At 60.6% G+C, this 22,094-nt stretch carries 19 protein-coding genes and 1 riboswitch; all 19 genes read right to left on the bottom strand.

Translation table 11 applies throughout. The annotated features are described in order from the left end of the window. Positions 1–21 precede the first annotated feature (21 nt). Positions 22–1,251: a glycosyltransferase family 4 protein gene (locus tag KJB29_RS07155; RefSeq protein WP_004512826.1), complete on the bottom strand. Its 1,230-nt coding sequence runs from the start codon at positions 1,249–1,251 to the stop codon at positions 22–24. After that, positions 1,244–1,609 (bottom strand): four helix bundle protein, encoded by a 366-nt coding sequence (locus KJB29_RS07150; protein WP_215733995.1) that lies wholly within the window; start codon positions 1,607–1,609, stop codon positions 1,244–1,246. Before KJB29_RS07150 ends, KJB29_RS07155 begins: the two co-directional genes overlap by 8 nt. Positions 1,610–1,624: 15 nt before the next feature. Next, positions 1,625–2,614 (bottom strand): glycosyltransferase family 2 protein, encoded by a 990-nt coding sequence (locus tag KJB29_RS07145; RefSeq protein ID WP_215733994.1) that lies wholly within the window; start codon positions 2,612–2,614, stop codon positions 1,625–1,627. An 8-nt stretch (positions 2,615–2,622) separates the two neighbouring features. Then, a complete protein-coding gene (locus KJB29_RS07140) occupies positions 2,623–4,128 on the bottom strand; it encodes a tetratricopeptide repeat protein (protein WP_215733993.1) in 1,506 nt (501 codons plus the stop codon). After that, positions 4,125–5,138 (bottom strand): glycosyltransferase family 2 protein, encoded by a 1,014-nt coding sequence (locus tag KJB29_RS07135; RefSeq protein WP_215733992.1) that lies wholly within the window; start codon positions 5,136–5,138, stop codon positions 4,125–4,127. The genes KJB29_RS07140 and KJB29_RS07135 overlap by 4 nt, the downstream gene beginning before the upstream one ends. 80 nt (positions 5,139–5,218) lie before the next feature. Beyond that, positions 5,219–7,411, bottom strand: coding sequence for a hypothetical protein (locus KJB29_RS07130; RefSeq protein WP_215733991.1), 2,193 nt, complete (start codon positions 7,409–7,411; stop codon positions 5,219–5,221). 129 nt (positions 7,412–7,540) lie between these two features. Beyond that, positions 7,541–8,266 carry a cytochrome c3 family protein gene (locus KJB29_RS07125; RefSeq protein ID WP_215733990.1) on the bottom strand — a complete coding sequence of 242 codons (726 nt, stop codon included), beginning with the start codon at positions 8,264–8,266 and terminating at the stop codon, positions 7,541–7,543. 475 nt (positions 8,267–8,741) lie between these two features. Beyond that, positions 8,742–9,833, bottom strand: coding sequence for a 6-bladed beta-propeller (locus tag KJB29_RS07120; RefSeq protein ID WP_215733989.1), 1,092 nt, complete (start codon positions 9,831–9,833; stop codon positions 8,742–8,744). Positions 9,834–9,911: 78 nt separating this feature from the next. Then, positions 9,912–10,904 carry a cytochrome c3 family protein gene (locus KJB29_RS07115; RefSeq protein ID WP_215733988.1) on the bottom strand — a complete coding sequence of 331 codons (993 nt, stop codon included), beginning with the start codon at positions 10,902–10,904 and terminating at the stop codon, positions 9,912–9,914. An 11-nt stretch (positions 10,905–10,915) separates the two neighbouring features. Beyond that, a complete protein-coding gene (locus tag KJB29_RS07110) occupies positions 10,916–11,926 on the bottom strand; it encodes a cytochrome c3 family protein (protein ID WP_215733987.1) in 1,011 nt (336 codons plus the stop codon). A 177-nt stretch (positions 11,927–12,103) separates the two neighbouring features. Then, positions 12,104–12,958, bottom strand: coding sequence for a c-type cytochrome biogenesis protein CcsB (gene ccsB, locus KJB29_RS07105; protein ID WP_215733986.1), 855 nt, complete (start codon positions 12,956–12,958; stop codon positions 12,104–12,106). Positions 12,959–12,977: 19 nt separating this feature from the next. Then, positions 12,978–14,336: a cytochrome c biogenesis protein ResB gene (resB, locus tag KJB29_RS07100; RefSeq protein ID WP_215733985.1), complete on the bottom strand. Its 1,359-nt coding sequence runs from the start codon at positions 14,334–14,336 to the stop codon at positions 12,978–12,980. 198 nt (positions 14,337–14,534) lie between these two features. Continuing rightward, positions 14,535–14,807, bottom strand: a complete 273-nt coding sequence (locus tag KJB29_RS07095) for a cytochrome c7 (protein ID WP_004512838.1) — start codon at positions 14,805–14,807, stop codon at positions 14,535–14,537. Between the two features lie 140 nt (positions 14,808–14,947). Next, on the bottom strand, positions 14,948–15,457 hold the full coding sequence (purE, locus tag KJB29_RS07090) for a 5-(carboxyamino)imidazole ribonucleotide mutase (RefSeq protein ID WP_215733984.1): 510 nt from the start codon (positions 15,455–15,457) through the stop codon (positions 14,948–14,950). A 40-nt stretch (positions 15,458–15,497) separates the two neighbouring features. Beyond that, complete coding sequence (gene purD / locus KJB29_RS07085; protein WP_215733983.1) at positions 15,498–16,769, bottom strand: phosphoribosylamine--glycine ligase; 1,272 nt, start codon at positions 16,767–16,769, stop codon at positions 15,498–15,500. 36 nt (positions 16,770–16,805) lie between these two features. Next, positions 16,806–18,371, bottom strand: a complete 1,566-nt coding sequence (gene purH, locus KJB29_RS07080) for a bifunctional phosphoribosylaminoimidazolecarboxamide formyltransferase/IMP cyclohydrolase (RefSeq protein WP_215733982.1) — start codon at positions 18,369–18,371, stop codon at positions 16,806–16,808. A gap of 33 nt (positions 18,372–18,404) precedes the next feature. Continuing rightward, complete coding sequence (locus KJB29_RS07075) at positions 18,405–19,673, bottom strand: ASKHA domain-containing protein (RefSeq protein ID WP_425514112.1); 1,269 nt, start codon at positions 19,671–19,673, stop codon at positions 18,405–18,407. Continuing rightward, the gene (gene selD / locus KJB29_RS07070) at positions 19,660–20,691 is read right to left on the bottom strand and encodes a selenide, water dikinase SelD (protein WP_215733980.1); all 1,032 of its coding nucleotides are present in this window, start codon (positions 20,689–20,691) and stop codon (positions 19,660–19,662) included. The genes KJB29_RS07075 and selD overlap by 14 nt, the downstream gene beginning before the upstream one ends. Before the next feature lie 5 nt (positions 20,692–20,696). After that, entirely contained in the window at positions 20,697–21,836 is a 1,140-nt protein-coding gene (gene alr, locus KJB29_RS07065) for an alanine racemase (protein ID WP_215733979.1), read from the bottom strand. 147 nt (positions 21,837–21,983) lie between these two features. Continuing rightward, positions 21,984–22,086: riboswitch (TPP riboswitch) on the top strand. The last annotated feature ends 8 nt before the right edge of the window (positions 22,087–22,094 follow it).

The following is a 22,094-nucleotide window of genomic DNA, read 5'->3' as shown; positions in this document are numbered from 1 at the left end:
TTCAAACTATGAACACCGTCATCATCGACGTGCAGCGAGCAGGATCACAAGATGCCGGTAGACCTCGGACAGCTCCATCCCCCTGGCGTGCCACGAGTGATTGTTTTCAGCGTGCTCGCGACCCAATTGACTGAGTCGAGCCCGTTCCTCGACATCGCCAGCCAGAGAGTCAATCCTCGCCGCCAGATCAACGGCATCGCCAAACCGTGCATACACCCCGGCATCACCGAGGATCTCCCGGTTGATGGGGGTGTCGAACACCACCGTGGGCAGCCCGCAGGCCATATAGTTGAAGAGCTTGCCGTTGGCCTCGGTGAGGGAAACCTTCGGCGACACGGCCAAATCCCCTGCCGAGAGGTAGAGCGGCGCCTTGGCATAGTCGATACGTCCGGGGAAGGTCACCATGTCGTCAACGCCCAACTCTCGGGCCTTTTCGCGATAGCCCCCTTCAGGAAACCCCATGACCAGAAAGCGGACCGGGCTCCCTTTGGCCTTGAGGATAACCATGGCAGAAAGGAGGAGATCGATCCCCTGGTAGCGGTTCAGGACCCCCAGAAAGACCACCAGCGGCGCGTGAGACGCGATGCCGAGCTTGCGGCGAACCTCGTCCCTGGGATAGGGGCGAAACACCGCCGTATCCACCCCATCCATGAAGGCCGTCACCTTGCGGGCCGGGACGCCCCACTTACCGACGAGATCGTCCCGGCCGGCGCCGGAGCTGGTGATGATGGCATCGGCGTTGCGGTTGATCCATCCCTCAAGCCGGGCGAAGAAGCGGCAGAGAAGCGACCCTTGCCGCGCAAAGCCGTGGTCGGCCAGCTCTCCCGTGAGGCTCCCCTGGCAGTCGAAAAGGAGGGGAACACCGACGAGTCTCTTCAGGAAAACGCCAAGGAAGGCCCCCTCGTGGAGGTGGGCGTGGATCAGATCGGGGCGCATTCGCCGGGCGGCTCGCAGGGCGGTAACGAAGAGAAGGATGTCCAGGTAGGGCTTGTGCCAGGAGGGACCGGCAGACAGTTTCCGGTACCAGGGGATGCGCACGGTGCGGTCCGTGGCAATGCCGGGCATGTCGCGCCCCAGGTGATAGGTGGCGATCCGAACCTCGTGCCCGCAGGCCATGAGCGCCCGGGCCTCCTCGTAAATCCTGACGTGGCACCCCCGGTCGGCGAAGAAAGGGGTTGGAGCCACCATCAGGACGCGGAGCGTCCTCGGGACCGGGGACCGGGGACCGGGGACCGGGGAAAAACTAGTCACCTTGTGTCTCCTTGGTCCGGTAGTGGCGAATCAGGCCGTGGAGCATTTTGCGGAGTGACGCTATGCGGTTGAGAACAGACGTAACGTCCGCAATGTAGTTTAACTTATCAGCGATGATCAACTGAGTTTCAACTTCGGCAACCGAACCAAGAGCGATATAGAGAAACTGCACAAACTCCCTGTTCGTCTGCCTCGCGGCCCCTTCCGCAATATTCGACGGTATTGAGACTGCCGCCCGCCGCAACTGGTTTGTCAAACCATACAGTTGTTCTTTCGGAAACGACTGAGTCGCAACATAAACCGACGTCACCAGCTCAACACCCGTTTTCCAAACATCCAACTCCTTATGATCCCGCACAAATCCTCCTGACGGTCATAAGTCTTTGCGATTTTCCCGGTCCCCGGTCCCCGGTCCCCGGTCCCCTACGTTGATTCGCTCGCGAATCACGTAAATCGGTTTCCCCTGCGCTTCGTAATAGGTGCGGGCGTTAAGCTCGCCGAGAAGGCCGAGAACGATGAACTGCACCCCCATAAAGAGCAGGAACGCGGTGAGGATGAGGAGAGGGTTGCGATTCATGTTGATATGCTCGAAAAACTTGAAATAGAGGGTTGCTCCCCCGCTGAGAAAGCCCGCAAACAAGGTATAAATCCCCCACTTGCCGAAGAGCTGGATCGGCTTGGTGGAGTAGGCGAGGAGAAATTTCACCGTCATGAGGTCGAGGACCACCCGCATGGTGCGGGAGATGCCATACTTGCTCGTACCGTGGAGCCGGGGGTGGTGCCGCACCGGCAACTCCGTCACCCGTGCTCCCACCTGGGATGCCAGGGCCGGCACGAAGCGGTGCATTTCGCCGTAGAGGTTCACGCCGTCGAGAACCTCACGTCGGTAGGCCTTGAGGGTGCAGCCGTAGTCATGGAGATGGACCCCGGTCATGCGCGAGATGAGGCCGTTGGCGATGACGGAGGGGAGGCGGCGGTTGATGAAGGTGTCCTGGCGGTCTTTGCGCCATCCGGAGACCACGTCGTACCCCTCGGCGATCTTCGCCAGAAGCATCGGGATGTCGGCGGGATCGTTCTGGAGGTCGCCATCCATGGGCACAATAACCTCTCCGCTGGCGGCATCGAATCCGGCAGCCATGGCCGCGGTCTGGCCGAAGTTCCGGCGGAAGCGGACCACCTTCACCCGCGAATCACTGTTGGCGATATCCCGCAGACATTCAAAGGAACCGTCGCTGGAACCGTCGTCCACCAGGATCAGCTCATAGTCGATGCCCGTCCCGGCCAGTGCTTCGGTAACCCGTCCATGAAGAGGGGGAATGTTCTCTTCTTCGTTGTAAATCGGTATAACGATACTCAGTTTCACCAAGGACCTCACTGGAGATTCTTCTTCTGCAAGGCAAGCCGCTCACGCAGGACCGGAAGAGATGCCTGAACATCCGCGGCCTCGCTAGGGTATTCCATGCCGCCGTACGCAGCAAAGAATTCGTAGTTTTTCACCGCCTCAGCCAGATTGCCCCGACGTTCCTCCGCCTTTGCCAGCGTCAGATACGCTCGGGTATTGAGGCGGTTCAGCCGTATTGCCTCCCGTGCATGGGCAACGGCCTTGTCGGTTTCGTCCGTCAGGAGATAGCTCAGGGCAACCGTCTCCTGAACCCAGGTCGAATCTGGATTCACCGCGACAGCATGGCGCCAGAGGGTATGCTCGGTGCGCCAGTATCCGTTCTGAATGGCGGTGAGAACGGCGAGGACGAGCAAAACGGCACAAAAGCCTACCTCAACCTTCGGGCTTCTTAGTCTCTGGAGCAGCACGGCTAGGGCGAGGCCGACACCGGGAAGGCAGAGATACATATACCTGTCGGCAGCCAAATAGGCAACCGGCAAGAGGTTTGACACCGGCAGCCAGAACACGAAAAACCAGCCGATCCCCAGCGACAGGAGGGGAAGGCGGCGGGCCGCCCGCACCATCACGGTCACCAGCACGACAAGGAGTGTGCCGGAAAGAAGCGCCCACGGTTGCAGGAAACTCTCTGCCAGGCGGAACGTGTATTCAGGGGCAAGCCCCACGGGGAGGACGATCTTCCAGAGATAGAACCCGAATGCTGTCATCGACCCCATAAAAAGGGGAAGGTAGCTTCGGGAAGCCATGAAACTGTTCTTGGAGTAAACGGTCAAGAGCTGCTCGGGCCGGATGAACCCTCGGAACGTGTACAGCAGATACGCCGCGGCCATGGCTCCGGCCACGGCAAGAAGCAGGGGACGACGGAGGAGAATTCGCCGTTCCCGTGGCATCCCGTAACGCTCCACGAGAATGACGAGCAGGGGAAGGGTAATCGCCGTCTCGTTGGCAAGGAGCGCAACGACATAGCCTGCAACGGCAACGGCCATAAACGCCACCCGCCGTCCACCGGCCAAAGCGGCAGCCTTCAGATACCCGAAGAGCGAGACCAAGGAGAAGAAGAGCGCCAGGAGTTCCTTGCGGTGCGAAAGATTCGCAACCGATTCGGACTGGAGGGGGTGTACGAGGAAGAAAAGAGCACCCAACAGGGCGTACGGGAGTTCGACCCCGAGCAGTCCAAAGACCAGCACCAGAAGAAAACCGTTCATCCCGTGCCAGGCGAGCTGCTGAACCCGGTACCCCGCCGGCTTTTCACCGAACAGGTGATACTCCGGGATATAGGTCAGTTCCCGCAGGGGACGACCGGGGCGGCTATTCTCAACAAAGCCTTTAAGGGAATGGGCGTCGGGGTTTTGCACAATGACCGGCACATCGTCATAGGTCCAGTCGTTGAGAAAGGTATTCCCGTACACCACCACGGTCGTCGCAAGGAAGAACAGCAGGACCGTTCTCTTCCTGATCCCTGTCAAACACCCGGTCACGGCGTCAACCGTCCGTCATTGTCGGCGCGCGCAACGCCGGCGGCAGCCCACGGCATCCCCAACTCCTTAATCACCCGCACCGCCACCGCCGGCGGCTCTGTCTGAGACTGTGCGAAACGGGGTCGGAGCACCCCCTTAAGCAACCCCGCCCCGTACGACAGATGGAGGGTTGGAAAGAGTATAAACAGCAAAGGGATTGCAGCCGGAGCCCTTCCCTGCCATGCTGCGGCAACGGCAGCTGCAATAAGTAACGCGCCGTAACAGATCAAGGGGATAAACCACAACAGCGTCGGTGCCCAGGGGAGCAGCAGAAGATAGGCGAGAAAAAACGCCGGCGCGAAATCGATCCCGTGGCGGAGGCCGGCAATGCGCGTCTGCTCTCCCCGCCCGGTCCCGTAGCCGAAAAACTGGCGCATAAAAGCCCGAAAGCTTGGCCGCTGGCTCCGATAAATCGCCAGGTCCGGGTCGTGGACCAAGAGCCATCCATCGGTCAGGAGGCGATCCATAAGCTCGTTTTCTTCGTTCGGGTAGAGGCGTTCATCGAGCCCTCCAAAGGCAAGGAAGAGTTCCCGGCGGAAGGCCAGATTGCAGAGGATCAGCTCCCGCTCGCTTGAGGGACGTGCGGCGCCGGTCCGGCGGTAGCGGTTGCGCGCCCCGCCGCCACCGAAGGGAGAGGAAATAACGAGCCCCACAGCCCGCTGGAAGAAGGTGTCGGTTGCCGGAGTAAGGGACGGTCCCCCCACTGCCGCCACACGCGGCTCAACGAAGCGCTCGGCCGCACGCTGCAAAAAGGCGGGATCAACCAGCGAGTCGTCATCGAGGAAATATACCAGCTTCCCCTTGGCCATGGCAGCTGCCCGGTTCCGCTGGCGGCTCGGCGAACACCCTTCGGCGACGAGCACCTCAATGCTCCCGGCCGGGTAGTTAACCGTGCGGAGCCGCTCCATGGCCCGAACCTCGCCCCCCGGGCGGACGGGAATTATGATCGAAACCGGCTGATTATCATTCATCCTTGAATGCCTTGAAAAACACAAAAACCGGGAGATCCCGGTCATGACGTTTGATGCGAAATGGTCTGTCCGGCAGCCGGTTAGAACGACTTTTTCATGGAGGCCATCAGGCGCTTCTCGACCCGTTCATCATCCTTGCGTTTTCCGTAACTGTAGTCGATATTGAACTGAAACTTGCGGAAATTGAGCCCCACATAACCGTTGTAGATGAATTCAGGGGCGTTTCTTGGCAGCAAGAGCGAATAAGCGACATTGCCGCCAAGGTACAGGTTTCGGAGCGGATAATACCGGGCGCCGAGCAGGAAGCGCTTCCTCCCCGTGGTCGTTGACGTTGACGAAATCGTGTCGCTCTGGGATATGGTGAACTCTTCGGTCAGCTCCAGAAGTTTACGCTGCTGGCCGCCCAACTGATAAAACGAATAGGTAAGCCTCTGCATCAGATCCACATAGGTGGAGTTGTTTCCCTTTTCGTCCCGTTTGTAAATCATATAGCGCACCAGGGCGTCAAGGGAGCGGTTCGGCGTATACTGGGCACTGCCGGTGTGCTGCAGATCGGTTGAGCGGCCATCGGCATTGCTGCGCAGAGAGACGCGATTTTCCATGTTCAAGCGCAGGTTGTCAAGGGTGTAGTCAACCCGGTTGTTCACCGTGGTCAGGTAGTCCGTAGTGGCCTGTGAACTCACGAGAACATCTTCGGTGGCAGTCAGGGAGACGGTTAACCGCGAAAGCGGGAGCCAGGAGAGGCCGGCAGTGGTGACGGAGCGGTAATAGTCATTGGGCTGCTCCTCACGGCGGAACACATCGTTTGAGTTGCCGAAGTTGGTCTGGGTAGTGATTGAGTAGCTGTCAGCCAGTGCCGCGCTGTTGCCCCGCACCGCGGTCACGGATTCATCGAGGTTCAAGGTCAGTTGCGGGTTTACCCGGTAACCGAGCCTTCCCCTGGCGTTCTGGAAGAGATAGCTGGACGCTCCCTCCCTCTCGGAACCGAGATAGCGGATATTGTAGCCCCCCCCCACGGTAAATTGGTCGGAAAAGCGTCTTGTGCTCATGGTCTCCAGCAGGGCTTCCAGTCCCAGGGTCTTTGTCCCGTTGGATTCGGCATCCTCGACCGTATACCGTTGGGAAAGGGTAAAGGGAGACCGTTTGAAGCTCTCCAGCCGGAACATGGCACTGGTGTTGTTGTCGATCGTCGTTGTCAGGCGGTTCTGCTTTACCTCGCGGTCGCGCCGGGTAACCGACGCATTCCAGCTGGAATCCATGCCGAACGCCCCCGACAGGTAGAGGGGGATGTTTCTCTCCAGACGGATCTCGTTGCCCTCGCGCTCCCGGGAGAAGGAGAGAAAACTCCTGGCGTCCCAGTTCTTGCGCTGGGCCATGGCAAAAAAGTTCACGTCATAGGCATCGTTATGACTGGCAGACCGCTTGGTGTACTGGAAATCAGTGGAGATCTTGAGCCAGTTGGTGAGGTCGATCCAGCGGCGCTGGAGCGTGTGGTCCACGGTCCCCAACTGCACCTGGCTCTCCTGGTAGCTCTGGCCCGGGTTGATGTAGTCATCGAAGCGGGTGGTCCGGTAGTGGAACCAGTTGTCGCGCTTGTTGAGGCTGACAAAGGCAAGCTTGCGCAACCGGGTGTCGACCGGCGTGATGCTTCTCGAATCCTCGTGCCGCTCATCCCGATAATCCAGGAGCACCATGGGGATGTGACGAAAAATGGCGTTATAGCCGTTGGTGAGGCCGTTTTTGACACCCAATACCATCGTTGCCCCGGTGAGGGTGTTGGTCCCGGTGCCGTTCAGTGAGGTAATGATGTTCGGCTCGAAAATCCGCCCACTCCTCCCCTCGGTCAGCAGAGAATCCATGGTGAACGTCGAGGTGGTCATGTCGCGGGAGTAAACCTTGAGCTTCAGGGGAAGCTCGGCCGGATCCAGCACCAGTTCACCGTTGAACAGGATCTTGCCGGCGCTCGTCGAAGGTTTCCACGTGGCGCTGTCCGCCGCGGTGTAGACCCGTGAATCGAAGGAGGCCCACTCGTAGCCGAGGGCGCCGTTGTAAAAACCGAAGCGGTCGCTGTACAGTTCGCCGCTCTTTTCGTACAGCACTGAATAGCGCTGGCTGAAGGTATGGGCGTCGGTTACCGTCGTCCCCTTTTCCTGCGCCTCGTAGGAGACATAGTTCAGCTCGATATCGCCCCGCAGCCGCGCCGACGCGCGGGACGCCTGCAGCAGCACCGCAGACATCAGCAGAAACGTTATGAGGAGCGAGCGACGAATCATGACTCTACCAGGCACCGAAACGGGGACAAGGGGGAAAACGGCCCGGCACTGAGGGGACGCCGGGCCGGAAACGACCGTTTGACAGAACCGATGGAGACGGGCTTGCCTTCTCCATCGGCTCGTCACAACCTACTTGATATGGCACCCGAGGCAGAGGGCGCTCCCTGCCATGGTGGAACGGAGGAACTTGGGATAGTTATAGGTAGTGTTTGTCTGCCCATGGACCGCATGGCACGAGGCGCACTCCAGGTTATTGGCCACGCCGAGTGCCTTAAACAGGGGGAATTTTTTACCGGCAAGTAGCGTGGCGTTGGCAACGATACCGGCGTCCTTGGTCGAATCGTACACGAAGTTGACCGGATGCGACTTGGTCAGGTCGGTACTGAAGTTTGTGCTTTTGGCACCTATGCCCGTCGCAGCAGTCGGAGATGCACCGAAATTCGGTATAAGCGCAGCATTGGTAACCCCCGCCGGCTCGGCGCCGATCATGCTGCCGCCAAGTGCGCTGCCGTCATGGCAGCTCATGCAGAAGAGGGAGATACTGTCGGAGGTGAATCCGTTACGGGAGGGATTCGGCTTCATGTCAAAGGTCTGGGATGAGGTGTAGAGTTGGAAGCTGCCGGCGGTGTTTGTCGACGCGTTACGGTTCCACAGGGGGACCGCCTGGACCGCATTGTGGGGGGTATGGCAGAAGACGCAGACCTGGTCGGTCTGGTTCGCACCGGGAGTGGTAAAACTCAGGTCATGCGGTGATCCCTTAATCCCTTTTACCGATCCAGAGGGTGCCGCACCCGAGGACGAAGCCATCCCCATCAGTGCGAGCGCTGCCATTGCCATAAGAATCCTTCGTTTCATTGTTCCTTCCTCCTCGTTATTGTGGGTTGTCGAGCACTATCCTCTGCTGTCCGTATCCCGACGGATCTCTTGTGTTACCACAACCACAGCAACAACAATGCCAACCTCAGCACTGAAACGTCGACAAGCTCCAACAAGAACCCTTCGCACCCCGGCGACCGCATCCAGTGTCTGAAATACACCATCTGCGAGCCCCACGCCCGGGATTCCCGCACTTACCCTTTTCTTGACCGCCCCACGATTGCGGACAAAACCTTCCCCCGAAACAGTCAATCAGATGGCCCCTGTTCAGCTATTTCGCGTAAAATTTACGGAGATGAGGCGGACACCGAGACGTGGAAGTTTGGCGAAAGACGACAGCAGGTATGGAATGGAGACACAGGATCCGGCAGGCTGGAAAGGTGGAGAAGAGAGATTTGAGCGGCACGATGCGGCCCTCCATCCAGAGAAACCTGGTGGAGGGCCGCTTCCGCCATCAGGGAGAAGGGGTGTAGCCGGGGATGGGATTCGCCTTCAGATAGGAATCGGAAATATAGCGGAATACCTGAAAGCGGCGGTTGAGTTGATCAACCACATAAATCATGTTGTCCTTGTCGATGTCGATCCCCTGGGGTATGACAAATCCGCCGGGCGCGGTCTTGCCGGTGGTAAGCGCCGAGAAGGCCCCCCCAACCGTCAGCAGATAATCGCCCGTGGTGCTGAAGATCTCGAACTTATGCCCCTTGCCGTCGGTTACGTAGATGTTGTCGTCGGAATCAACCGCAACCCCCTTGATCAGTTGCAGGGTCCCGGGCGAATCCCCCCGCTGGCCGAACATCCTGAGAAATTTGCCATCGCCGGAAAAGATCTCGATGCGCGCATTCATGGCATCCGCCACGATGATCTCGCCTTTGTTGTTAACGGCCAGCGCGCTGGGGAAGTTGAATTCCCCGGCCTTGGTGCCGCGGGAGCCGAAGCTTGAAAGAAGCTCTCCTCTCAGGGACAACACCAGCACCTTATGCCCGCGCACGTCCAACGCCAGGAGGTGTTTCCCGACCCGGTCATAGGCAATGTCCCCTATCTTTTCGACCGTTCCCTTCAAATTGATAAGCGCTGCCGGGGTTTCATCCTGATGGAACACCATGATGGCAGCCTTCTTCGTGTCGGAGACATAAATACGTCCGTTTTCGTCGATGGCAATTCCGACCGGCTGCTCAATGCGTGCCTCGGCCTCGGCCTTGCCAAAGGGTCGCATGATATTGTTTACAAAATCGAACACATAGACTCCCGGCGCCCCAGGGTCACCCACGTAGACCTTGCCCCGGCCATCGGAACGGACGGTGATCGGCTTTGAGAGTGATATCCCTTCTTCTTCACCAATAATAGTCGTCAAGAACTTCTCAGTGGCACTCTTCGGAAAATCGTTCTGACTGCTGTAGGCATTCAGCCACTCGATCCGGGGCCGCTCGGGCAGAGGCGGCCAGAAAAAGCGCTGCTCACTCTTCACCTGCTGCCCGGCACACCCGGCAAAGAGCGCCGCCATGGCCGCCAGCACAACAAATCTACCGATGATTCGTATTGTTTTCATATTTTCCCCTCACTCCATGAGATTTACTGAGTAGTACTGGCTTTCCCGGTCCCTGGTCCCCAATCCCCAGTCCCGGCCTCACTTATTATGACACATCTGGCAGAGCAGCAACCGGTCCTCGGAGTTATTGACGAAGAAATACCGCGCATCGCCCGCATGGGGGTTGTGGCATGAGATGCACGACATCTCCCGGCCGGTCTTGGGGGCCGACGGATCCTTGGCACCGCTCACCGGATGCCCCGCGCCGGTGGTGGTGCGCACCACGTGGGGAGTCTTCTTGATGGACTCGTGGCACGACAGGCAGAGCTCGTTGATGGGAGCCTTGAGCTGCCCATAATTGGCGCTGCCATGGGAATCGTGGCAGACCTCGCACATCCCGCCGGCAATGGGGCCGTGGATATACTTCCGCTTGGCGAACTCGGCGGCCTTGTCGCCGTGGCACTCGTTGCACAGGGCCGCCTCCCGCTTGGTCACCACGTACTTGGGCGTCGCCTTTTCCTTGTGGCAATAACCGCAGGAGTAAGTGCCGGCGGGGCCATGGACGAATTTCACGTCGAGCATTTTCCGGTGGCAGCCGATGCAGGGGTTTTCCTTGGCCAGGGTACTCAAGGACTTGTCGGATGAGGGGGCCATGTCGTGACATCCGACGCACCGGGCCTCCAAATCCGGCTGGTGAAACGAATTCGCCTTGAATTCCGGGGGAATATCGGACGCTTTGGCGCCAGGAGCGAAGTAAACCGAGGCCTGGGCCGTTTCCGCGCGGTTGTTGCCGATAAAGGTTTCCACCGTCACTTCGTTGCGGCCACGGTCCCACACCGGCTGCACAATAAGGAAATCCTGGAAAGTCCGCCGATACTCCGGCGAGCCGACCACGAGGAGATCGCTGACAAGCCCGTTCACCCCGATCCGGACGCCGGTGACCTCGGTACTGTTCAGCTTGAGAATCAGATGATCGGAGTGCTCGACCCAGGCATTCGGCGCGGGATAGATAAAGGAGACCCCCCCGAACGCCACGGCTGCCCACCCGAGAAACACCGCTGTCACGACTCCTGTTATCCCTCTCCGGGACATGGTTCCTCCATCTAGGGATTTCTCACTGCCCGAAGCCGGTCGTATGACTTGGGCTTGTGACACCCTGCCACACAGGTGCCCCCGGTGTCGGTTTTCGTATAACGGATGGGAATCTCCCACGTGCCGAAACCGGGAATCCTCTCCTTGATGAGCCGCGGCTGCAATGCCGCATGGGGATCGTGGCAGGTCTTGCACGAACGTCCTTTGTCGGGCTTGTTGATGTGAAGATTGTGCAGGTTGCGATCGCCGTTACGGAATCCGGTGATGGTATCGGTGCGCTTGTCCTGGGCAAGATCCTTTGTGTGACAGTCGAAGCAGAGGGCGAAGTTTTCCTGGGCATAGGGGAGGTAGAACTGTTCGGGAAAAGCGTTTTTCAGAATCTTGTAAAAGGGCGAACCGTGAGGGGCGTGGCAGTCGGTACACCCGCCTTCGGCTACCGGACCATGAATTGACACCCCCTCCGCCATTTTTTTGTCATGGCAGATAAAACAGAGCCCGGCGCCACTCCCCTTGAGGAGCGCACGATTATCGGACTGATGAGGATCGTGGCACCCGAGGCATGAGCCCTCAGCCACCGGCGCATGCCGATGCGATGCCTTGAATTTTTCCGCATCATGGCAGCCGAAGCAAAGTGCTGCCCCGTCCGCCTTGAGCTGCATCCGGTAGGGGGACTGGTGCACATCGTGGCAATCGAGACATGCCCCCTTGGCTACAGGCGGGTGAACCACCTTCTTGTCCGCCTTTCCTTCGTGGCAGACGGAGCACAGCTTCGCCCCCTCGGCAACAAGCCGAAACGCCCCGCGCTGTTTCGGATGCTCCAGGCCGGTGGGGTTATGGCAGGAGATACAGTCGTCGGACCCCACGGGGCCATGCACAAAAGCCTCCCGCACCTTGCTCTTATGGCAGCGGGTACCGCAGCCGTCAGGCACTCCGGGCAGAGAAGTGGCAGCAGCAACGCCGCCCGTCAACAGCAGCCAGAATGCGGCCGCGCTCACGGAAAGAAAGAGGGAGGATGCTGTCATGGGACGAATGCTTGGCTCCGGGGAGTAATTTAGGGGATGTGCCATTGGAGTTTACGTGGGCCACACCCCGCCGTAGCTCTTAATGCAAAATGGCTGCCGTCCCGAGGCGCGACACAAAAAACCCGGCCTGTGAAATATCGCAGGCCGGGCATGGAGAGGTGATTCCCTTTGAGAAGGCTACCCTCCTCCACCGTAGCTGTGGAGCCCGGAAAGGAAAAGGTTAACCCCGAGATAGCAGAAAATTGTTGCGGCAAATCCGACAATGGAAAGGATGGCCGCCTTCTTGCCGACCCACCCGCGGGTGAAGCGGGCATGGAGGAAGGCAGCGTAGATGAACCAGACGATGAGGGACCAGGTTTCCTTCGGGTCCCAGCTCCAGTAGGTACCCCAGGCGTAGTTGGCCCAGGCGGCGCCGGTTATGATGCCGAGCGTAAGGAGCGGAAAGCCGATGATGATCGCCTTATAGTTAAGGTCATCGAGAATCTTGATGGAGGGAAACATGGCGATTATTCCGCCGGACTGGGTGCTCCCCGCCGACTCATCCTTGCCCGCCTTGATCAGGTACATGATGGAGATGCCGCAGGCCACCGCGAAAGCGGCATACCCCAGGAAGCAGGTGATGACGTGGTAGAGGAGCCAGTTGCTCTGCAGCGCCGGCACCAGCGGCTGGATGCCGCTGTCCATCCCCAACTGGGCCCAGGCCATCCCGAGGAGCGCGAAGGGAACCACGAAGGCGCCCACGACCCGGTATTTGTACTTGAGATCAATAATTCCGAAGATAAGGATGATGGTCCAGGCGAAAAAGACGACCGACTCGTAGAGGTTCGAGAGGGGGGCATGGCCCATCCCGATGTCATAGGACTCCTTCCAGCGAAATAGAATCGCGGCGGAGTGGACGATGAAGCCAAAGTATGCCGCAAGGCTTCCGGCAAGTCCCACGTGCTTGCTCTTCACCGCCAGAAATGTGAAGAAGGCGAGCATTGATACCAGGTAGGAAAAAGTTGCGATATTGAACAGCATGGAACTGGTCATTGAATGGTCCTCCGCCCTGTTACTGTTGTTTCAGTTTGTCGACCAGCGCGTCAAAAGCAAGCTGGAAGCCCGGTTGGTTCTTGTTAGCGCTGCCGCCAAGGGTGACCTCCCCCTTGCGCACCCGAATCCAGATACGCCTGTGGGACATGAAGAACGCCATGCAGCAGCCGGCAACCATGAGGAAACAACCGGCCCAGACGACCCACACCCCAGGATCTTTGGCCACCTGGAGCCCGGTAAACATCTTTTCTTCGGAGCCGTCATAACTGAAGATCAGATCGCCGCCACGTTGGGCATCGAACTCGGGGTAATTTTGAAAGACAATGAAGACCTGGGGGGCGCCGCCTCCCTTGGGGGTCACTTCGATTCTCGCGGCCGGTCCCTGGAACTGGGGAATGAACTTGCTCACCTCCTGGGCAACTTCGAGAACCTGCATGGTTGAGCCGTCGGAAAGGACTTTCCGCTCACCCTGCTGGATCGAAATCTTTGCCGGCGCGCCACCTTTGCGTTCACGTACCGTGAAGAAGTAGAGCCCCGCCCCCTCGGCCGGCCTGTAGCTCGCCTGGTAGAAGGTAATCCCCTTGTAGGTAAGCGGATCGTTGACGATGACCGGCCGCTTGTCGAACACCACCTTGCCGCCGTCGATGACGGTCAGGAGGCTCTTGAACTCCTTCGGAGCGCCGGTATCGTAGTATGAAACCGTGAATTTATCGCACCGGACGGTGAAGCCGAGATCAATCGGCTTCATGTCCGCACGGTTGTGAACGACCGACGTGCTGGTACCCTCGGCGATTTCGACGTAGGCCTTGTACCCGAAGAATGAGCCGATGAGGGCACCAATAAAGATGACGATAATGCTCAGGTGGACCACATAGACCCCAAGCCGGCTGTAGGGAGTCTTTTGGGCGAAGAGGTGGTACTCTCCGTCCCGCTCGGTCACCACCGGTGCGGCAAATTCACCCTTGAGGAAGGCTACCATCTTGTCCCGAAGCGATGCTGCATCGCCATTCATCTTGAAGTCGTGGGTCAGGCTCAGTGTTTTTTCAAATTTGTCATCCATGACCAGGGTAGGCTCGGAAATGGCCTTCCAGACCCGCGGCAGACGCTTGATGGAACAGGCAACAATATTGACCGTAAAGAGATAGAGAAGGAGGATGAACCACCAGGAGTGGTACATGTCGAAAAAGCCGAGTGCCTGGTAGAACTTGTGTTTCCCCTCGCTGATCGTCTGAAGATACTCGGGGGGGGGAGGCCCTTGGGGGATGATCGTGCCGATGATCGATGTGGCTGCCAACAGGATAAGAAGGGATATGGCAAGCTTGAGAGAGCAGAAGAAATCCCAGAGGGTTTCCAAAAAGCCGCGATTGCTGGTTGTCAACGTAACGCTCCCAGGTTCCTATGGATTTAGTCAAAAAAAATGTCCTCGCGGACGGGACTCATTATAAGCAAAGTTCGCGTCAAAAAACAAATATTTAATTTTTTCTCATACAAAACCAGTCAATAAACAGAAGAGGGGATAACAGGCGCCTGTTATCCCCTCTTCCACTACCGCATGCTCTGTCGGATTGCTACACCATTACTTCTTGTGGCAATCGCCGCACTTGGTCGGGCCCTTCTTCATTTCTTCGTGGCAGCCTTTGCAAGTCTTGTGAGCCCAATCCTTGCCAAAGCCCTCGATCTTGCCCGGGCCCTTCTCGTGGCACTTCTTGCAGTTGCCCACCACTTGCTGGTGCTTTTTGTGCGGGAACTTGACGTCACCGTTCTTTGCCTTGAAGGTAAGCTCGTCAGCGGCGAAGGCAAGGCCGGCGCAGAAGACGGACAGGGCAAGAGATGCGATGATTCTTTTCATTGTTGTACCCCCTTTTGCTTGAAGCGTTTGGTAAAAAACCGTCAGAAACTTATACCCGAGCAATTTTGTTTGTCAAGAGTAACCCTGCAAGTCAAAAAGTTGTTCATTCCGATTGAATTACACACAATCAACACAACAGGTTAGGATCTGTGCAATCGCTCCTGGAGAGCGCTGTCTTTCGCCTCCACCTCATCAGCCATGGCCTGCTTGTGGGCAATAAGCTCCGCGGTGAGCGCCGGGTCGCTGAGGGCAATGATCTGTACCGCAAGAAGTCCTGCGTTTTTGGCCCCAGCCTTGCCGATGGCCATGGTGGCCACGGGAATTCCGCCCGGCATCTGGACCATGGCGTAGAGGGCATCAACGCCGTTAAGGGCTCCGCCGGGGATCGGCACGGCGATCACCGGCAGAACGGTATCGGCGGCGATGACCCCTGCCAGGTGGGCAGCCATGCCGGCACCAGCGATGATCGCCTTGACCCCCCTTCCCGCAGCGCCTGCAGCCAGTGCCGCAGCCTTCTTCGGCGAACGGTGGGCCGAGGCGACGCGCATCTCCCACGCCACACCGAACTCGTCGAGAACCTTCGCGGCCTCCTCCATGATAGAGAGGTCCGAATCGCTCCCCATGACAATAAGAACCTGTGGATTACCCATACGTACCCCTTGTGTATGCAGTCTCGATTCCGTGCGCCGGTTACCGCTTCAGCGCCTTTGCCCCGATATCCTTCCTGAAATGGACCCCTTCCCAGCAGATCTTCCCGACCCCCTGGTAGGCCCGATCGATGGCGTCCCTCACGGTGGCGCCGAGGCCGGTAACCCCCAACACCCGCCCTCCGGCAGTGACAATCTTCCCGTCCCCGGCAGCAGTGCCGGCGTGGAAGACGTAGAGGTCATCGATGGCGGCAGCCTCGTCGAGCCCGCGGATCTCGTCCCCCTTCCGGTAGTCGGCGGGATATCCCCCGGCTGCCATGACAACGCAGACGGCCGCCTTGTCGTGCCACTCGATGGCAACCCCAGACAGGTCCCCCCTGGCCACGCCGAGGAGCACCGGCACGATGTCCGACTTCATCCGCATGAGAAGCGGCTGGCACTCGGGGTCGCCGAAACGGGCGTTGAACTCCAGAACCTTCACGTCGCTGCCGTTGATCATAAGCCCCGCATAGAGGACCCCCCGGTAGGGGCGCCCCTCAGCGGCCATACCGTCCACGGTCCGGCGCATCACCTCGGCCATGGCGAAGTCGTGGATGGCTTGGGTAACCACCGGCGCGGGGGAATAGGCCCCCATCCCCCCGGTGTTGGGTCCCTGGTCGCCGTCGAAGACCGCCTTGTGGTCCTGGGCGCTGGCCAGGGGAATGATAGTCTTCCCGTCGGTGAAGGCGAGGAACGACGCCTCCTCTCCCACGAGGAACTCCTCGATCACCACCCGGGAGCCGGCCGAGCCGAAGGCGTTGCCGGAGAGCATATCGTTCACCGTTGCCACTGCCTCGTCGCGGCTCTGGGCGATGATGACCCCCTTGCCTGCGGCCAGGCCGTCGGCCTTGATGACGATGGGAACCCCGACCTTGTCGATGAAGGCGACAGCCGGGTCCACCTCGGTGAAGACGTCATAGGCGGCCGTGGGGACGCCGTACTTTTTCATGAGATCCTTGGAGAACGCCTTGCTCGCCTCGATGATGGCCGCGTTCCTCCGGGCGCCAAAGACCAGAAGGCCATGCTCCTCAAAGAGATCGACAATGCCGAGGGAGAGCGGCAACTCCGGCCCCACCACCGTAAGGCCGATTTCCTTTCCCTTGGCAAAGGCCAGGAGGCCGGGGAGGTCGTCCACCGCCAGGGGGACATTCTCGGCAAGGGCACCGATGCCGGGGTTACCCGGGGCACAGTAGACCTTTTCAACCAGGGGGGACTGGGCAATCTTCCAGACAAGGGCGTGCTCCCGCCCGCCGCCGCCGACAACGAGTACTTTCATAAAAAATCTCCGTGGTGGATTTTCGTAATATTCGTCTTAGTGCCTGAAATGTCTCATCCCCGTGAATACCATGGCCATGCCGTGCTCGTCGGCGGCGGCGATCACCTCGGCGTCGCGCATGCTTCCCCCGGGCTGGATGACCGCCGTGATCCCCACGGCGGCGGCATTGTCGATGCCGTCGCGGAAGGGGAAGAAGGCATCGGAGGCCATGACCGCCCCCTGCACCTGGAGCCCCGCGTGCTCCGCCTTGATGGCGGCGATACGGGCCGAGTTGACCCGGCTCATCTGGCCGGCCCCCACGCCGATGGTCATGCCGTCCTTGCCGTAGACGATGGCGTTGGACTTCACGAACTTGGCCACCCGCCAGGCGAACTGGAGGTCGATCATCTCCTGCGCCGTGGGCTGGCGCTTCGACACCACCTTCAGCTCGGCCGAGAGGGAGAGATCCGTGTCCTGAACCAGGAGTCCGCCGTTCACCCGCTTGAAATCGAGGCGCTGCGCCGGCTGGGCCGGCCATATGCCGCACTCCAGGAGCCGGACGTTCTTCTTGGCCGCCACCACCTCCACGGCCGCTTGGGAAACCGCCGGGGCGATGATCACCTCCACGAACTGGCGGTCGCAGATGGCCTTGGCCGTCTCGGCATCCAGCTCGCCGTTGAAGGCGATGATGCCGCCGAAGGCCGATTCGGGGTCGGTGGCGTAGGCCCGGTCGTAGGCCTCCAGGAGGTTTTTTCCGATGGCCACGCCGCAGGGGTTCGCGTGCTTGACGATGACGCAGGCGGGCCCTTCGCTGAACTGTTTCACGCACTCCAGGGCCGCGTCGGTGTCGCCGATGTTGTTATAGGAGAGCTCCTTCCCCTGGAGCTGGCGGGCCGTGGCCACCGACGCCTCCTGCACCTGTCGCTCCACGTAGAAGGCGGCCGACTGGTGGGGGTTTTCGCCGTAGCGCATCTCCTGGGCCTTCTTGAACTGGAGGGTAATGGTGTCGGAATAGGCGGCGACCCCCTCGCCGGTCCGGGCACCGAGCCAGTTGGAGATGGCGCCGTCGTAGGCGGCGGTGTGCTGGTAGACCTTCACCGCCAGGCGGAAGTTGGTTTCCTTGGCAACGGAGCCGCCCGATGCCCGCATCTCGTCAAGGACCGTCCGGTAGTCAGCCGGATCCACGATGACCGTCACGTCGGCGTTGTTCTTGGCCGCGGAGCGGAGCATGGTGGGGCCGCCTATGTCGATGTTCTCGATGGCGTCCTCAAGGGTGCAAGCGGGGTTGGCCACAGTGGCCTCGAAGGGGTAGAGGTTCACCACCACCATGTCGATGGGGAGGATGCCATGTTCCTTCATGGTAGCCACGTGCTCCGGATTGGACCGCATCCCCAGGAGTCCCCCATGGACCTTCGGGTGGAGGGTCTTCACCCTACCGTCGAGCATCTCGGGGAAGCCGGTATGCTCGGACACGTCCTTCACCGCCAAGCCGGCATCCCGCAGGAGCTTTGCGGTGCCGCCGGTGGAGAGGATCTCGACGTCGTAGCCGGCCAGTTCCTTGGCGAACTCTACGATGCCGGTCTTGTCGGAAAGGCTGATAAGCGCACGGGTAATCTTTGCCATGGGTCACTCCTTGAAAAGAATAGATTGGGTTTGTCAGATTGTATGCGGGAAGTTGATATGCTGCAGAAAGTGCTTCTCGAAGGCGGGGGTGCCGGAAAGTGGTATGACGCGGATCGTTCCGGCAAGATGGTCAACCGCCGCAAGCCCCCCGGAGGTAAGGAGCGCGTGCTCAACGCCGCGAAGCGCCCCTTCCCGGACGAAACTCGTCGTTTGTACCATGTTTTCCGTGAAGACTCCAAGGCTTTTTAGGCTATGCGGGTCGAGAACGGCGCCGAAGGAACCGGTCAGAACCACGCTCGCCACCCCCCCGCTCCCGATGTCCGCCCGGTCGAAGAGGACCTCCATCCCGGCCCGGATCGCCCCCTTGGCCAGTTGGACCTGGCGGATGTCCTCCTGGGAGATCCAGACCGCCCTCGTGGCGTCCCGATGGAGCACGAAGGCCCGCTCATCCCCCATGGTCGTAACCCGGTTGCCGATGCTCGACGGGATCTCCTCCGGCGGCAGGAGTCGCCCCGTTGTGTCGATGATCCCCTGCTCCAGAAGGAGTGCAATCGTTGCGATGACACCTGAACCGCAGATGCCCGAGGCCGGCTTCCCCCCGACGGTGGTGAGAAAGAGGCGATCCCCTTCAAGAGCCACCCCGCTGATGGCGCCGGGAAGCGCCGCCATGCCGCATGCCAAGTTCCCCCCCTCGAAGGCGGGCCCAGCAGCGGCTGAGGTGGCAAGGAGCTTTCCGCCGGCCGCCAGGGCCATCTCGCCGTTGGTTCCCAGATCGAGGTAGAGGCGGGGACCGGGGACCGGGGACGGGGGACCGGGGACACCATGGAGGAACGCCACGGTATCGCCGCCGACAAAGCCGCCGGGGAGGGGAAAGAGGAAAACTTCCGCCGGAAGGTCCCAGCCGAGCCCGGCAGCGGGAACGGTTTTGCCGGCGGTGAAGAGGGGACGGTACGGGGGGAACGCGAGGGCATCAACCGGAAGGTCCAGCAGAAGATGCTCCATGGCGGGATTGCCGGCCACCGCCATAGTGACGAGGTGCTCCGGAGATCTCCCGACGCTCTCCAGAAGCTCCCCCGCCAGGCGGCCAATCGCCCCGCGGACCAACTCCGCCATCCGGTGTCGGGCCTCTTCGGAACGGCAGGCAGCATCGAGGCGCGCAATGACATCGCCACCGAATTCACGCTGGGGGTTCAGGCTGCCGGCAACGGCCAACCGCTCGCCGGTGGCCGTATCGAGAAGGGAGGCAGCCAGGGTCGTGGTGCCAAGGTCAACGGCAATGGCAAGCCGATCAGTCGATGACAACGGCATGCTCCCGGGGAGGGAGAACCCCACCCACGGCGACGGCAAAGAACCCCCGGTCCCGGGCCATGGAGAGGAAGGAGTCGGCGGATTTCGGCGAAAGGGTGATGAGGAGCCCCCCGGAGGTCTGGGGGTCGAAGAGGGGGATGAGCCGGTCTCCCGCTCCGGCGGAAACGGAGACTAAGGGGGTATAGTGATCACGGTTGCGGTAGCAGCCGGCCGGAACGAGGCCGTCGGCCACCAGATCCATGATCCCTCCCATGACGGGAACGGCGTCAAGGGCAATTTCGAGGGTCATGCCGGCTCCCCGGGCCATCTCGCAGGCGTGCCCCAGAAGGCCGAAACCGGTGACATCGGTGCAGGCGGAAGCCTCGCATTCCAGCATGAGCCCCGCAGCCGAAGCGTTCAGGAGCGTCATCCAGCGGATCGCCTCGTCGGCAACGCCGGGTGCAACCATGTCGGCCTTGATGGCTGTGGATACTATCCCCGTCCCCAGGGGCTTGGTGAGGATGAGCCGGTCGCCGGGGCGGGCCGTGCAGTTGCGCACGATCCGCCCGGGACTGATGAGGCCGGTGACCGAGAGGCCGTACTTCAGCTCGTGGTCCTCCACCGTGTGCCCCCCCACGAGGCAGGCCCCCGCCTCCCGCACCGCGTCAAGGCCACCGGCCATGATGTCGGCCAGGATCTGTCCCGGCAGGGTGCAGGCCGGGAAGAAGGCCAGGTTCATGGCGGTCACCGGCCTTCCCCCCATGGCGTAGACATCGGAGAGGGCGTTGGCCGCCGCAATCCGGCCGAAGGTGAACGGGTCATCCACCAGAGGAGTGATGATATCCACCGTATCCACCAGGGCGAGCCCCTCCCCTATCCGGTAGACCCCCGCGTCGTCGGCGGTCTCCGGCCCCACGAGGAGGTTCGGATCGTCTCCCTTCCCCAGGATGCCACTCAGTGCGTCTTCCAGGCCCGCCGGGCCCAGCTTGGCCGCTCAGCCGGCCGCTTTTACGAGGGATGTCAGCTTGATCATCACAGTCACCGGGTCGCGTTCAGGTAGACCCGCGGCACCCGCTTGCTGATGCCGCAGAAAATTTCGTAGGGGATGGTGCCGGCACGGGCGGCCAGTTCCTCGGCCCGCACACAGTTTCCCTGGCGGTCGCAGCCAAGGAGCGTCACCTCGTCCCCCACGGTCACGCCGGGGACAGAGGTCACGTCGATCATGATCCAGTCCATGCAGACGGTCCCCACCACCGGGGCCCGCGTGCCCCGGATCAGGACCTCCCCCCGGTTGGTCAGGGCCCGGTTGTAGCCGTCGGCGTACCCCACGGGAACACTGGCGATAAGGCGCCGGTCCGGGGCCGTGTAGCGGCGGGCGTAGCTGATACTGGTGCCGGGCTCCACCCACTTGAGCATGGCCACGGTGCTCCGCAGCCGCATGATGGGCCGGAGTGCCAGCTTCCCCTCGAAATCCCCCGACGGAAGGGCCCCGTAGAGGACAATTCCGGGGCGGGCCAGATTGCAGAAGGGGAGGTCCATACCGAAAGCGGCGGCACTGTTGGCGATGTGGACATAGCGGGGATCGAGCCCCAGGGACCGGGCCTCGGCCACGGCCTGGGCAAAGGTGGCGGTCTGGCGGTCCGAGAAGCGGCGGCCGTCCTCGTCCAGCTCGTCGGCGGAGGCGAAGTGGGAGATAATCCCCTCCAGTTCCAGGGATTTCATCTCCCGCAGTTCCCGGAAAAAGGCGGGGGCCTCGGCCGCGGCGACCCCGAGCCGCCCCATGCCGGTATCGATCTTCACGTGGATCTTCGCCTTGCGGTAGAGATGGGCGGCGGTGTCGTTCAGGACCCGCGCCTGCTCCAGGGAAAAGACGGCGGTGGAGAGGTTGAAGCCGACGCACTTGCGCTCCTGCCCCGGGTAGACCCCGCCGAGGATCAGGACGGGCCGGTCAATGCCGCTCTTGCGCAGCTGGATCCCCTCGGCCAGGAACGCCACGCCAAAGGCGGTCACCCCCAGAGATTCCAGCTCACGGGAGATATCCATGAAGCCGTGGCCGTAGGCATCGGCCTTCACGATGGCAAGAATCCCGCATCCGACGGGAACGGCGCGCTGCACCTGTTCGAAGTTATGACGCAGGGCGGCAAGATCGATTTCGGCAATGGTGGGGCGACTGTCCATGCCCCTTTTCCTACCACTTCCCGCCGGTGGTGTAAAGCATGAACCTGACCGTGGATACACTCCCCCTTCAGGGCAAAAACCTCCCGGGGCAAACGGGTTAAATCCATTGACTTAACGGGAAAATTCGGTTAGCTTTGTCTACACGAAACAGCCTGCTGGGGGAGTTCTTCGAGAACTGAGACGGGCACCGCCCGAACCCTTACCACCTGATCCGGGTAATGCCGGCGTAGGGAAGCGGCCAGAGACCTCGTTTACCTC

The organism is Geobacter grbiciae, from assembly GCF_018531165.1.
GTDB classification, from domain to species: Bacteria; Desulfobacterota; Desulfuromonadia; order Geobacterales; family Geobacteraceae; genus Geobacter; species Geobacter metallireducens.
Note: the sequence above shows the minus strand (reverse complement) of the source record. Positions and strands in the feature narration are given on the sequence as shown.